General features: G+C 48.2%; 12 protein-coding genes and 1 riboswitch. Of the genes, 2 read left to right on the top strand and 10 right to left on the bottom strand.

Translation table 11 applies throughout. From position 1 onward, the window contains the following. The first annotated feature begins 27 nt into the window (after nt 1-27). Nucleotides 28-1344: a Na+/H+ antiporter NhaC family protein gene (locus ABJ225_RS19825; protein ID WP_347321433.1), complete on the top strand. Its 1317-nt coding sequence runs from the start codon at nt 28-30 to the stop codon at nt 1342-1344. Nucleotides 1345-1402: 58 nt separating this feature from the next. Here the strand turns inward: ABJ225_RS19825 and ABJ225_RS19820 are convergent, their stop codons facing one another. The 5 genes from ABJ225_RS19820 to ABJ225_RS19800 form a co-directional block, all read right to left on the bottom strand. Continuing rightward, complete coding sequence (locus ABJ225_RS19820; protein WP_347321432.1) at nt 1403-2158, bottom strand: (S)-benzoin forming benzil reductase; 756 nt, start codon at nt 2156-2158, stop codon at nt 1403-1405. A 46-nt stretch (nt 2159-2204) separates the two neighbouring features. Then, complete coding sequence (locus tag ABJ225_RS19815) at nt 2205-2990, bottom strand: divergent polysaccharide deacetylase family protein (protein ID WP_347321431.1); 786 nt, start codon at nt 2988-2990, stop codon at nt 2205-2207. Between the two features lie 61 nt (nt 2991-3051). Then, complete coding sequence (locus ABJ225_RS19810) at nt 3052-5046, bottom strand: ABC transporter permease subunit (protein ID WP_347321430.1); 1995 nt, start codon at nt 5044-5046, stop codon at nt 3052-3054. Nucleotides 5047-5171: 125 nt separating this feature from the next. Next, entirely contained in the window at nt 5172-5879 is a 708-nt protein-coding gene (locus tag ABJ225_RS19805; protein WP_286188430.1) for an EAL domain-containing protein, read from the bottom strand. A gap of 65 nt (nt 5880-5944) precedes the next feature. Further along, nucleotides 5945-6027, bottom strand: a riboswitch (cyclic di-GMP riboswitch). Nucleotides 6028-6104: 77 nt separating this feature from the next. Beyond that, entirely contained in the window at nt 6105-6695 is a 591-nt protein-coding gene (locus ABJ225_RS19800; RefSeq protein WP_347321429.1) for a DNA-3-methyladenine glycosylase, read from the bottom strand. Nucleotides 6696-6861: 166 nt separating this feature from the next. On the opposite strand from ABJ225_RS19800, the gene ABJ225_RS19795 reads away from it, so the two are divergent. Then, nucleotides 6862-7722 carry a DUF4097 family beta strand repeat-containing protein gene (locus tag ABJ225_RS19795; RefSeq protein ID WP_347321428.1) on the top strand — a complete coding sequence of 287 codons (861 nt, stop codon included), beginning with the start codon at nt 6862-6864 and terminating at the stop codon, nt 7720-7722. A 99-nt stretch (nt 7723-7821) separates the two neighbouring features. Here ABJ225_RS19795 and ABJ225_RS19790 read toward each other — a convergent pair whose 3' ends face one another. The 5 genes from ABJ225_RS19790 to ABJ225_RS19770 all read right to left on the bottom strand — a co-directional run bounded on the left by ABJ225_RS19790 (nt 7822) and on the right by ABJ225_RS19770 (nt 14257). Further along, nucleotides 7822-10014, bottom strand: coding sequence for an FUSC family protein (locus ABJ225_RS19790; protein WP_347321427.1), 2193 nt, complete (start codon nt 10012-10014; stop codon nt 7822-7824). 185 nt (nt 10015-10199) lie between these two features. Next, a complete protein-coding gene (locus tag ABJ225_RS19785) occupies nt 10200-12056 on the bottom strand; it encodes a CotH kinase family protein (protein WP_347321426.1) in 1857 nt (618 codons plus the stop codon). A 12-nt stretch (nt 12057-12068) separates the two neighbouring features. Continuing rightward, complete coding sequence (locus tag ABJ225_RS19780; protein WP_048007268.1) at nt 12069-12770, bottom strand: DUF4956 domain-containing protein; 702 nt, start codon at nt 12768-12770, stop codon at nt 12069-12071. A gap of 21 nt (nt 12771-12791) precedes the next feature. Next, nucleotides 12792-13475, bottom strand: coding sequence for a polyphosphate polymerase domain-containing protein (locus ABJ225_RS19775; protein ID WP_347321425.1), 684 nt, complete (start codon nt 13473-13475; stop codon nt 12792-12794). A gap of 113 nt (nt 13476-13588) precedes the next feature. Then, nucleotides 13589-14257 (bottom strand): HAD family hydrolase, encoded by a 669-nt coding sequence (locus ABJ225_RS19770; RefSeq protein ID WP_347321424.1) that lies wholly within the window; start codon nt 14255-14257, stop codon nt 13589-13591. Nucleotides 14258-14262: the final 5 nt, after the last annotated feature.

Here is a 14262-nt window from a genome sequence, read left to right as displayed (position 1 = left end):
ACAAATCATCTAAAAGGAGTGCACAACATGAATCAGGAAAAAGGGAATCTACTGGCATTATTACCATTACTCATATTCGTTGCCTTGTTCCTCGGAGTAGGGATTATTTCAGGGGACTTCTATTCCTTCCCAGTACTCGTCGCAATCATCATCGCTGCTGTCGTGGCGCTGGCCATGAACCGGAAGGACAGTCTGAATGTAAAAGTCGAACGTTTTGCGAAGGGAGCCGGCCACCTGGACATTATGATCATGGTCTTCATCTTCCTTCTTGCAGGTGCTTTCTCGGGCGTTGCCGATAAGATGGGGGCTGTGGACGCTACGGTCAACCTGGCTCTATCCGTCCTGCCTGGTAACCTGTTGATTGTGGGCCTATTCGTCATCGCAGCCTTTATATCCATCTCAATGGGAACATCAATGGGAACGATTGCGGCTCTTGCCCCGATCGGCGTCGGGATCAGTAACGGAACCGACATCTCCATGCCTCTTGCCATGGCAACCGTAGTTGGCGGATCTATGTTCGGGGATAATTTATCCTTTATCTCTGATACAACGATTGCCGCTGTCCGTACACAGAAAACCGAAATGAAAGACAAGTTCAAGGTCAATTTTTCCATCGTACTTCCAGCCTGTATCATCACGCTGATCATCTTGTTCTTTATCACTTTGGGGCAACAATCATCCGTCAATGCAGGTAACTATGAATGGATCAAGATCCTTCCGTATATCGTCGTCCTCATTACAGCTTTGATCGGCTTAAACGTATTTGCCGTATTGCTTGGAGGAATCGTTCTTTCTGGAATCATCGGCTTCATCGATGGCAGTTTCGCACCGTCAGAATACTTCGGTGCTGTTGCCGACGGTATGCTTGGCATGGGTGAAATCGCCTTTCTCTCCATCTTCATCGGTGGGGTCGTCGAGTTGATCCGTCACAACGGCGGAATCCAAGCACTTCTGTATTTTGCAACCAGGAAGATTCGCTCACCGAAGGGTGCGCAGTACGCGACAGCCGGTCTTGTCGCATCAACAAATCTTTGTACAGCAAATAATACGATATCAATCATCATCGCTGGGCCATTGGCTAAATCCATCAGTGATGAGTACAAAGTCGATAATCGCAAAACGGCCAGTGTCCTGGATATCTTTTCTTGTTCCATTCAAGGTCTCATCCCTTACGGAGCACAGATCCTTCTGGTAGCCGAGACGGCGAAAATCTCTCCGCTCAGTGTCTTGCCTTACTCGTTCTACCCGGTATTGACAGCCATTTGCGGACTAATTGCCATTAAGTTTGCATTGCCGCGCTTCACCCGTAAAAAGACTCATACAACAGAGCCTGTAAGATCGTAATAAAACAAGAAGCCCCGATGCCCTTGGATCACCAAGGAGCACCGGGGCTTCTTCTTGTTCATACCAAATCATTAATATGGTAGAGCTTCCCGCTGTCTATCTCTCCATCCATTAATAAACCTACAATGGCTTCTGCCACCGTTTTTGCCGAGCGGAGCGTCCCCTCTTCCTTGTAGCGTTTGAACTTCTCTACTTCAACAAAAGCTTCCTGTGAGGAGGAACGGATTTCTCCCTGCATATTTGTATCCATGACACCCGGGCTGAAGGAAATAACCTTATGATCATGTCCTGAAGTCGATAGCTCCAGGCTCACGGTTTCTGTCAGCATATTAAGTCCTGCCTTGGTGGAGCAGTATGTACTCCACCCATACACTGGCCGGCTACCTGCACCTGAACTGACATTGACAATCACCATCTGTCCAGATTTGCCCGCAGACGCGGAGATCATTTCATTGAGGACGATCATGGGAGCAAGGAGATTCACGTGAACACTTGCTTCCAAGCTCCCGGCATCCACTTGTCCGGACGGATTGATGGGGGTGACCAAGCCGGCATTCTGAATCACATAAATTGTGTCGGCTCCGCTTGAAAACACGCTTGCTCCCACTTCCCTGAATACCTGTTCCGTGTCGGCAGCAGATGTCAGATCGCACGAATGGAAGGAATAGACCACCCCTGCATCCATGGCCAAGGCCTTCAGATTTTCATTATCTCGACGGGATATGTTGATAAGTCCGACCCCTTTTTCCACCAGGTCAGAAGCAATCGCTTCGCCCAGTCCCCTTGTTGCTCCGGTCACAATAGCCATTTTCATGTAATCGACTCTCCCTCCGATTGTTCATCACCTATCAGCATACAACTCATGGCATGCTTTCATCAATCAAGTGATACTCAGGAATAAGGTCGGATAATGGGACAATATTGGCTTCTTTTTCGTAGACAGGAATGAAGTCCTTCAGCATTGATGCAATCATCGTACCCGTTACACCGACGTGACCAATGGCCACCATGCTGTCATCTTTTTCAAGTTTAGCGGCAAGTTTTGTCGCCTGCTGCCCGATATGCTCCTTCGTATAGATATCATCGAAAAAGAGTCCGTTCTCGAGGTAAGGCACCTTCAGTTCGTCAGCAAGCTTCGGGATGACGCTTTCACCCGTAGTTTTGCTGTCGAGATAAAACATCCCGTGCTTTTTGCATACTTCGAGGACGATCCTCATGATGCGTTCATCGGCTGTCACCTTTGAACCCATGTGATGATTCATCCCTACGGCATAGGGGACGTCTTTAATCGCTTTCTCCACGCGGCTTCGGATTTCATCATCCGACAAGTCTGTTGTCAACGCCCCTGGCCCAAGCCAGCTTGCCTTTCCCGTCACAGGTTCCATCGGCATATGGAGAATCACTTCGTGGCCCTTCGCATGAGCCCGTTCGGCATCCTTCTTTGTGGACGGCAGGAACGGCATGACAGCAATCGTCAGCGTCGCCTCTGTATTAAGGATATCTTCCGTTCCATCCATATCGTTCCCAAGGTCATCGATTACGATGGCCAGTTCTTTTTTATGGGCAGGCAAGGGCAGGATGTCCCTCGCAAACCCCGTCGTTGTCAAAGAAAAAGACAGCGTCAAGCTGATGAGCAGTATCCTCATCGTTCATCACTCCTTTTCCTTTAACATGTCCCTCCGTTTCGGATTTCATGCCGGGTGGACATCATCCCTTGATGTTCTGATGCGTCAAGGTGAAGTCTCCTTCAAGAGGTGGATTCACCTTTGGCTTCTCACTCTTACTCCACTTTTTCCAACCTTTGATCGGCTTCTTATTCACCCTTACACCGACCTTGGCCTGCTGGATCTCCTTGACTCCCTGGACCACCAACTGCATGGCGAAGATGGCGATCATGAAGGCGATGAGCGGGAATAGGACGATCCAATATTTCTCTGTCATCAGTGCTTGTTTGGAAGAACTGATAAGCCCTGACCATTCAAATGTAGCCGACTTCGGCGGATCGGGAAGGAGCCCCCTTGATACGATGGTGCCACCAAGGAATAGATAGAACAGCCCCATATGGACCAGGATGAGCATCGTTTGGATGAACTGCTGCCCGAACAGGATGAACATCCTCGGAGCCAGGTGCGGGAATAGATGTGTCCAGAGCAGATGGCGGTTACTCCCTCCAAGAAGCTTGGCCGAAACGACGAAGTCCTGCTGTCCGATCAGCTTAAGCTCATTGCCGATCAATACCATCGTCAGGGGCAGCACCAAGATCGTCAGGACGATCGCCTCGAAGACGAGCCGTTCAAACAGGGAGTGCTGGAATCCTTCGAATGTCAATCCCCACAGCACCGGTCTTAATAGAAGATACGCAATGAGGCTCAACGGCAGGAAGTGGATCGAATCCACGATTCTATTCACCCAGTTCTTCCTGCGTTCATTCAAGAAGAAGTGATAGCCCACCCCGAGATAGAAGCCACCTACAACCCGCAGTAGCGCCACCACAAGGGCGAAGATGAGCGTGTACTTCGCTCCGACGATTAGCTGGTCCAAGATGCTGAAGCCATTGTAGTCGGATCCGAGCGCCATGAACTCTGATGGTGCATGAGGCGGGACGCTTATCAGAGTACCTGCATCATCCTTTACATAGTAAAGCTTGCTGACAGGTTCATCCTTGAAGAAGGAATGGCAGAAACTATACACAATCATTCCGAAGATGATGATGAATCCTCCAGCAAATTTCGGATTCTTCATATGTACTTTCCAAGCCCTCCACGAAGTGGCGATGAAACCCCAAATCTTCCATTCTGAGAACTTGATCTTGTCCTTTTTGATCCGGTAGTGGGAATCATCAATCACAGCAGCACGGTTCATCCACAGGTACACCCCTTGATAAATAAAAAAGAACGGAGTGAAAAGAAGGATCAGGGCATACGCAATCACGACGGGTCTGAAATCCTGTGTGATATAGAAGGTGATTCCCCTCATATCAAATAGGGTTTCGATGATGAATAAACTCGACAGGGTCCCCCAGATGATGAGCTTCCCATGATAGAAGGAGCTTGGTGTAATATTCTTCATCACATGTGAGAAGAGGATGCGGCTTTTGGATAGCCCTTTGCTCCTGGCAAATTCAATGTGATCTTTCACCATTTCCTCTTCCATGACGAGAAGGAGGATCCTGAAGAAGGAGACCATCGGAACGATGGCGAGGGTGAAGATCGGCGCAGCGTATATCTGCACGCCGTCAAACTCCGTGAATTCCATGAGCATGATGCCGTACTTCTTGAAGAAGAAAACGATGAATAGCTGCAGGAGGAAAGCAAATAGCAGATCCGGCACCGACTCCATGAAGTTCAGGATTTTCTTCAACGTGGAAGAAAGCGGAGTCGGGAGGAAAAAAGTGATCATGGCAAATACCAGCGCTAGTAAAAGCCCAAGGGCGATTGCCCCGAATATGACGGTCATGGAATAAAGATAAGGCTCCCACAGGACATTGAAAAGGGAGTCGACTTGTCCCTTGTAGTTATATTCCCAGTTTCCCGGGTCGGCGAAATAGATGGTGAACTTGAGAAATTCTTCAATGAAAGCAACGAAATTGTACAGTCCTTTTTCACTCAGAACCTGTGGTGCGACGCTCACCCCAAGGATTCCAAGAATCCCCAGTATGTAATACAGAATAAATCGTAACGGTACAACAACGTACTTGTTCATATGGATCCCCTTTTTCTCTTTTCCCTTTATCCTACTCTCCTCTTCAATATTTTTCAATTTAATTTATTTTCTGTAAATAAAGAACAGGGAAGGCATGATGCCTGCCAAACCTATAAGTACTTTGATTAAGCCAGCAGTTTTCCCGGCTTGCCCAAATGATAGCCCTGTCCGATGGCAATCCCCAGATGAAGGGCAACCTCCATGTCTTCCTGCTTTTCGATCCCCTCGAGGACAATTAGGGTATCTTCGGAATAGAACTGGCTGAAGAAAGACAGGAATCGCTGCTTCTTGGGATCTTGAGCAAGATCCATGGCAAAATAGCGATCAAGCTTGATCACTTCGGGCTCATATTCCATGGACTTCTTGATGGAAGAGGTACCCTGCCCGAAATCATCGATGGCATACCATACCCCATACTCCCTCAACCCTTTCAACGCCTGTTTTAATAAGGGATTCTGCCATAGCTCCTCTGCACTTGATTCATTGATCTCGAGGACGAGCCTCCCTTCCATTGAAGGGTGGGTCTTCATCAGATGATCAAAGTAGTGACGGAAACTCGGATGAAGGATGGTCGTGATATAGATATTCAGGAACAGCTTACAGTCGAGGCCGGTATTCACGAAGCTCTCCATCGCCTTTGTGATGGACAGGGTGTCGAGCTTATACAGGATATTGGCTTTGATGGCCGTTTGGAACACATGCTCTGGATTCTGATTGAACGTATTGCGGAGGAGCCCCTCATACGCATAGAGAGACTGATGATGTCCCAGCCGAAACAAGGGCTGGAATTCGTGATAGATTAAGTCATCTTGAAAAATACTGAAAATATTCATTAGGACCCCTTATCTCTCTGTATATTTTGAACAAGCAGGTACAAAAAAACCACATAGAAATAGACTTCATATGCGGTCGGTTGCGCTACTGGCTCCCCTGAATGCAAGCGCCCATCGTACATTCAGGTTCAACGCCTTCCCACTAGACGTATGTTTTATAAGTAAAATATACCATAAACAATGGCTCATTTGGGGGTATTTGTCCCTATTTTCTAAAAATTACTTCTATCTTGCTTTTGACACATAAGGATTTCCCTCTATCCAAAACCTCCACGGATAATCCCTCGCCTCACCACTGTTCTCAATGCCGATTCTCCTGCCTTCTTTGATGCTGTCAGGCCTCATACCTTCGCAAATCATGAGGGGCGGCTTTCGAAAGGAACCTCCGTAATCCTCCATAGTGATCCCCATTGCCTTAGTCAGCTTTCCAGGGCCACTCGTCCAGTTTTTTTCTGGTTGACCTTTGCGACGTTCTCTCATCAGATCCTTGCCTTCAAATGGCTCCACGGCACGAATAAGAATAGCTTCTGGAACCCCCACATCCCCACTCACAACATTGACTAGGCAGTGGGTATGCATCACATAAGTGTATATGCTCCCCCGTTCACCAAACATCACCTCGGTCCGCTTGGTTCGCCGGTTCCCGAAGCTGTGGGCTGCCTGGTCCAATGCTCCCATATAGGCTTCAGTCTCCACGATATACCCAGAAGTCACCCCTTCATCCGTTTCCTTCACGAGAAGGCATCCAAGGAGGGACCTGGCAAGCTTGAGGGTCGGTTGTTCAAAAAAACCTTTCTTCACAATAGGATACGTCATCTTCTTCCCACCTTCCATCCTGCATACTCCCCCATTTCATCACGTTTCAAACCCCTTCTAAGACCAGAGGCCGATGAAAGATTGATCCGGGGGCTCATTGCGAAAACCCCTCTCTCCCCTTACACTATAAAGAGATTGGAAAAACAAACCAAGGAGAGAAAGAACTATGAAAAAAAATATGTTTGCCATCGCAGTCGCGTTACTTTCACTCGGTGCGGTCTTCTTCATACTCAATGACCGGACCACCCTGTTTGCCAAGAGCGGTTCAACCACGGACAGCGCCAAGGTGACCGATGAAACCAAGCTTATCCATCTATCGATCGGAAGTGGTGACACGAAGGTCGTGACGTCAGAAGCTGAAGAAGTCAGGGTCGAGTTCAATGGAAAAGGTAAGATGAAGCTTGAGGACAAAGGCGATGAAATCAACCTTTCCGTCAAAACAAAGGAATTTTTCTCCTTCAGTTTCGGTTCTAAAGGGTACGACACTATCGTGTATCTACCCCAGGGCTATTCGGAAAACGTAGAGATTGCCCTTGGATCTGGCGACCTGATCTTTTCACCTGATGATGCAATGTCTCTTCAAGATATGAAGGTGGTGATGGGGTCCGGTGATATGAAAATCGGGAACTTCGATACAGAAAGTTTTACCTATAAGGGATCATCTGGCGACTTTGTTGCCAAAGATATTAAAACGAAGAAAGGAAACCTCGTCTTAAATTCAGGAGATGTCCTGTTGACCGGATATGAGGGGCCGCTCAAAGGAACCGTCTCATCTGGCGATCTGTCCGTTTCCATGAAGAAACTGACTGGTGATGTGGACTTTACCATCGGATCGGGAGATGTTGACCTGAAGCTTCCTAAGGATGCCAACTTCAAACTGAACGGAAATGCAAGCAGTGGAGATATCCTAAGCACCATTAAACTACAGGATAAAACGACCACGGAGGATTCCATCAAGGGAACGAAAGGGACGGGTGAGCACTCCATCAACGTTGATCTTACAAGTGGAGATATGATCATAAGATAGAGCAACAACGCAAATAACCGAACGACTTCCCATGCTAACCAGCATAGGCTAATCGTTCGGTTTTGTTTTTGTTTGTTTTCAAGGTGGATTTCAGGGTTTTTATGCTATATCCGAGCCTTTGTCTTTGTCCCTGATGCTCCCACCAAGCTCTTCCCCAAGAGCCACTATGGACTGGTTTATCTTCCATACATAATACACATGATGGATCACATCAATATGGGACTTCAATCGGTCAGGAGCCTGTGTTTCAATATCTCTGCGTTCATCGGCAAGACTCCACAGGTCATGATGGACAGATGGATCTTTCATCATGGACCGGACCGATTCAATATTTTGTGTCAGTTTGTCCCCAATGGTTACAATCCCCTTTTGCAGCTCTTCTGGAAACGGCTCATTCCTTCGGTGTGAGGAAGCAAGAAGGTGCTTCGCATAGTAATTGATGGCTGTGACAACCGTGAGCCAACGACCAAGGTCGGTCTTTGTCATTGCACCAGGTCGCTGGAGAATCGATTGCGCCTCATCCTTAATGGTCTGGACTTTTTGATCAAGATCGAATGCCCTGACCGTCAATGGCTTTTTCTTTTCTTTCAGGAATGAGTCCAGATACGATTCGACATATTCACTAAGTTCATCAAAAAAATCATCAAACGTATCCGTCACCTTGGACTTCGTTTTCTTAGGGAAGATGAGCGCAGATACAAGAAGGGCAATGAAGGCTCCTATAATCGTATCAAGTACCCTTGCACCCATAAGTCCAAATGAAATCCCTCCAAGTAGGATGTCATACATGAAGGCAATCAACATGGTAATAAACAAACTCATCATCGTATAAGAAACGGAAAATAAATAATAGGAAAAAAAGAGTGCCATGAAGAGGAGTACTACTTCCAGGGGTCTTACCCCCGAAACGAGGTTGGCTAGACCAAAACCAAGCAAGGCCCCAATCACCGTACCGATTGAACGCTGAAATGCCTTTAAGTACGTCCTACCAACCGTTTCGGTCCCCATCTGGACGATGAACGTGGTCAACAGAACCCAGTATGGCTGTGCTGGTGCAATCAATTCCCCTGCCAGAATAGCCAAACCTCCGGCAAACAAGGCTTGAATTCCCTTTCTCGTAGATGATTTCAGTCCCTTTAATTCTGGCTTATCTTTTTTCTCTTCTTTTTCGCATTCAATTTCTTCCCGAGGAACACTTTCTTTCTTACCCTTCAATGCCTGCTGGAGGGAAAGGGCAGCCCGCAAGACATGGTTAGAAATCGACTCGATCCTTCGAAGCAAGTAAATCCAGCGAGGAGGGTCTTTCTCTTCCGTCATCACTTTCATTAACATCAATCGTAACTGCTGAAGGGCCTTTTCTGTTTCTTCGAGCGTTTTAGGTTCGTAGTTTTCAGCGAGTACATCCGCATCTCTTAGAGAACGGATGACACGTATCAGGACTTCTCGTATCTCATCCTGTTCAAATACGTTCAATTCCTTGAGTTTCTTCAGTGAATCCGAAAGGGTCTGAATCAGCATGGCGGCATCAAATACATAAAGACGCAGCTCAGACACTTCCATTCCCGGCCACAGGTCCTTCAGATCTCCTTCGTTCATATCAACTGAAAGCGTCCTCGCATACTCGTTCAATTTCCTCACATTACGATCCAGTTTCTTCCTTCTTTTCTCATTGCTAGCTGGGTCTTCCATCGCCTTAAGAAGAATCGTAAACGTTACATTCGATTGAATATGAAATGAAATCAGACTTCTTTTCAAGACTTGGGAAGAGCTTTTAAACAATAGGAACTGGTAGAAATAAGCACTTGTTGCACCTATTGCAATTCCGATGTAGAACCAGGCAAGTTGAGAGACATCTAGCTTAAGAACAGAAGAAAAATAAATGGACATAAAGGATGCCATCCCAATCGAGAAGTATCTGATGGCGTAGCGAGTGAAATAGAAGGCACTGAACATTGCCGCGACCAGAAGAACATTAACTGCGTATGGATATGGACTTAAAAGCGACCCAAGCGTAACGCCTGTAGCGACTGACACGGCAATCCAAAGAAGTGTGACCTTCTTTTTATTTTTTGTACCATCCAATACGATAACAATCCCGAACATCCCCATCATTCCTGATATGATGGCTGGGGTTATGGATGGATGTTGATTCATCTTTAATAGAATTAACGTGATAAAAACAGCTGTCATGAGACTAAGAGTCGCTTTCCCTGCTTGTTCCAGCCTTTTCCTCCCGGGATCGGAAGCGAGGAAGCGTCCAAGCCATATATGTTGTCGATGTAGTTGTCTCATTGTCATCAAACCCTTTACTCGTCCTGCGATTATAATCCATTTTTATCGTACCCACCCTAACAAAAAAGTAACCAGAGCCGCAGAGGGCTATCCGGTTACTTAGTATAGGTGTCATCGCGAATAGTTTATTCTTTTAATTATACGGGTTTCGGACGAGACGGTAAAGGATATTGCTTGTCATGGACTCAACGAAAGCCGCGTCTTCTTCTAAAACGCCATGCTACACCGAGGCCAAGCAGGAGAACGGCTACGGAGACTACGCTCACTGTGAGGGCCGCCGTCGAATCAACGGCTTCTTCCTGTGCTCCGTTCCCTTGTGGTCCTCCTCCCCCGGGACCATCCCCGGGGTTGAATCCATCAGGTCTATCGGCGGGATCGAACCCTTCAGGTGGCTCTCCCTGTCGGCCGTTCCCTGCATCAGGAGGAGCACCATTTTGCCCCCCTTGGGCCGGAGGAGCCTGTGCACCGTCCTGTTCATTTCCTACCGGCGCTCCATTTTGGGGGGCATTGTCATCAGCCGCGGGATTCTCTTGGTTCGCATCCTGCTGATTTCCTGCTGCTCGATTACCCTGCCCGCCATTCGGCGCTCCTTGCCCCTGACTGCTGGATCCTGCCTGGCTCTCAACCGTCCGTTCGCCGGAAAGTTGCTCAAGGATCGACTCGGACCTCAGCTTTGTGAATTCTGCCAGGCTTTCGTCGCCGGAAACGCCTTTCAAGAATTCATCCGTTGTGAAGAACTTGGTCGGGTCGCTCTCGACATAAGTAGTGAGGATCGACGCCAAATTGTTCGTGATCTCGGATACGCGCTCCTCTGTGAAGATCTCCTCGGCAAATGTCTTCAAGTACTCTTCGTATTTCTCCTTGTACTCTGAGTTGGAAAGGAGGGCATTGAGCAGTGGACGTTCTTCAAGGGTCGTATTGGCAACGGGTTCGCTCACACTGAAGTCGATGGCAGAGTCGGTGATGAGCTGACTCGTCATCATCCCCCCACCCATGCCTCGCTTGTCGTTCCCATCTTTCCCTTGAGGAGCACCGTTCTGATCGGCAGCTTGGTTGCCAGGCTCTTCAGCCTGTTCCCCATCCACTAGGTCGTTCTCTCCCTCATTGCCTCTTCCGCCCATTCCGACGCCGAAGCCTCCGAAGGACATATTATAATCCCAAGGGATAATGGAGAAGGTCCCATCCTCTTCATAGAGATAATAGTTGTGCTTCATCTGCCCCTGATAGCTATCAAGGTTGACGAGCGCTGTATTGACGGCAAAATAGCGGAGCATTTCATCAACATCGAGATACTCCTGAAGGTCACCGCCGTTGTTGATGGCATCAAGCATATCGGTGAAGGTCGACTGATCTTTGTTGGACTCGTTCGTTTTCAGCTCGACACCCGTGTAATCGTCTAGATCATCACTGATCCATTTGAGATCGGAACCGACCCCGTCCGGCTTGAACAGGAACCCGTCATTGGATTCGAACTCGCTTGCGAGGAATGTTTCATCCACCTGTTCGACTCCAAGGAGAAGCCCGTAGTCTTCACCGTTGATGGTCACATACATATAAGAGTGGGCAGGCGTTGCAATCCCCATCTCTTCCATCATTTCATAGGAAACAAATTCCCTCATCTGCGTCGAGTCACTATAGTTATTGTTCAAATTCAATTTCTTGAGGCCATACAGGCTTTGAGAGCTGTCATAATGATCGAAATCGATCTTCAGGCTGTACCGGTCAGAGTCACTATTGGCAACGGACGTCAGGGAAGAATTCCCCTTCGCCCTGATGGCCACATCGCTCACCTTTTTGCCGTTGACGGTCACGGTCGCCCGCTTATATTCCTCCTTGGTTGCGTTTTCCACAAGATCGTCCCAGTCGTCTTCATCGATTTCGATATCGACGCGCCCTACCTTGCTTTCATTAAAGACTGTCTGTTTATAGGAGGTGGACGTATCCTTCTCCTCGAGTCCGACGGCAGGAAGGACATATACGCTTGCCACGAAGGTAAGCATGAGGAGGGCAAAGACCACAGCCACCATCTTTTTCCCGATCATTCCCTCCACCTCCTATGCAGTGAAGTTTCCATCATAGCTCACCATGACGGCGGATTTGATTCCCGGCAATGCCTTCAATTCAGCAAGCATGGCCGATTCGCCTGTTTTCATGCGGACTTCATACGTCGTTTCCATTTCGTCGCTTCCCATGAAGGATTGAGATTTCAGCTGATAGCGTGACGTCAGCTTTTTGAGTTCTGCTTCGATTGCTTCACTGCTGCTTCCACCGCCTGCCTTCACGATCAGCAGGAACGGGTTTTCAACTGTCATTTTGTTCACAAACACAAGGAGCACGATCCCGATCAGGACAGAACCGATGACAACAAGAGGGATGAACCCTGCTCCGCACAGGATTCCTGACACGATGGACCAGAAGATGTAGACCAGATCCATGGGATCCTTGATCGGTGTCCTGAACCGGACGATGGATAGGGCACCGACCATACCAAGGGACAAGAGGACGTTATTCGAGATCCCCATGATTACAAGGGCCGTCGCCATCGTCATGATGAGTAAGGAAATATTGAAAGAATGGGAATAGATGACCCCATTGAATGTCTTCTTATAAACAACATAGATGAAAAGGCCGATCAAGAAAGCTACGACGAGACCGATGATGGAGTCGGTCAGACTGAACGACGTCGTCTTCTCGATGAAACTGGATTTAAAAATATCACTGAAATTGATTTGTTCATTCACGTTTGTGTACCTCATCTTTCTTATTCTATTTTTGGTTTATCCGAACATCCTGCTGAGCTGATACTTCGAGTAGGCTTCCGTTCTTGTATCCACTGCCTGCAGGGCATATTTGATCATATCCGGAAGATATTCATCGAACTTCACCTCAAGGATGATGAGGGGCTCTTCCATGACCGGTACCATGGGCAGGTTCCGGTCGAACATCGCCGTATTCCTCAGGCTCGTGCGGATGTTCTGATCAAAGGTGATCCTGACGTTTCCATACGGATAGGTGAAGGCTTCACGCTCATAGTCGACGACCGCCACCGGCTTGATCAGCCGTCTCTTCATCTCCCCATACAGATCGCGGATGAGGGGTCTCACGTCGTCCTCCATCCACTCCGTTTCTCCCCGGCGGATGGCTTCATATTCCTTCCGGGTCAGCGGGCATTTTGTTTTGAACGTCTGATTGTTCCGCTTACTCTTCCGCTCAAGGTGGATTACGGACGTGGAGAGGTTGTAGATCCTCACCCGGTACTTATCACGGTTCAGGTAGCCTTCCTTCTTCTCCGTCAGGATCCGGTCGTCCATATTATCGAAATAAGCACTTCGTATATGGTACTTGCCGTCCCTTCCCGCATTCTCGTCCCTCGTCATCAGCCACTTGAGCTTATGGATCAGGATGTGATATTTCGGGATGGAAATGGCGAATTTCAGTTCTTTTCTTCCGATTTGACTCATATTCGTTCCTCCTTTCGCTTGGTCTATAGTTGTATTGTAGGGAGCGAATGTGTCAGGGGGATGTCGGATAAACAAAAAAAGATCCCGATTCATTCAGAATCAGGATCCTCCTATTACTCTGTTATATACTCAGCCTTGTTCATGATCTCCACTACATCCAACAGATCATCGATGACATAGTCGGCACATGCCAGTTCTTCCTCACGGGCAAAGTCGAACCGGCAGCCGATGGACGGGATGTTGTTATCGCGCCCTGCGTTGAAATCGGACAGGCGGTCCCCGACCATCACGGCAGGTCCATCCCCCGCTTCTGCCAGGATGGCTCCGACAAGGTCGGATTTATTCAGGGAGTCGATCTCCTCGATGCTGAAGACTCCTGCAACCCAACGGTCGAGCTTATAGTGGTCAACGATGGCGGCCAGATACCTTTTCAACCCATTACTGGCTATGTAAATGGTACAGCCCTCTGCGCCCAATCGTTCAAAAAGCTCGGTCACGTTTGGATAGAGCGCGCCTTTTCCCCCGTGAATGTTAGCGATCAGGCTCTCAAGGAAGTACCGATCCGTTTCATGGCGATCCCCTTCTGAATGATCGGGCATCAACGTCTCCCATACTTTCGGGAGGGGGACCCCCATGATATCCTGATACTCTTTCAAAGGAACGGCCCCTTGCCATTTGCCGGCACAGGCGAGATGATCGAACGTATCCACGAGGGACGCCTCGAGGATTTTATTTGTCTGGAATAATGTTCCGTCCATATCAAAGATGACGGTTTTCTTCATAATGC

It is taken from the genome of Rossellomorea sp. RS05 (assembly GCF_039822645.1).
Lineage (GTDB): Bacteria > Bacillota > Bacilli > Bacillales > Bacillaceae_B > Rossellomorea > Rossellomorea marisflavi_B.
The sequence above is the reverse complement of the archived record's forward strand: the minus strand, read 5'-3'. Positions and strand labels throughout refer to the sequence as shown.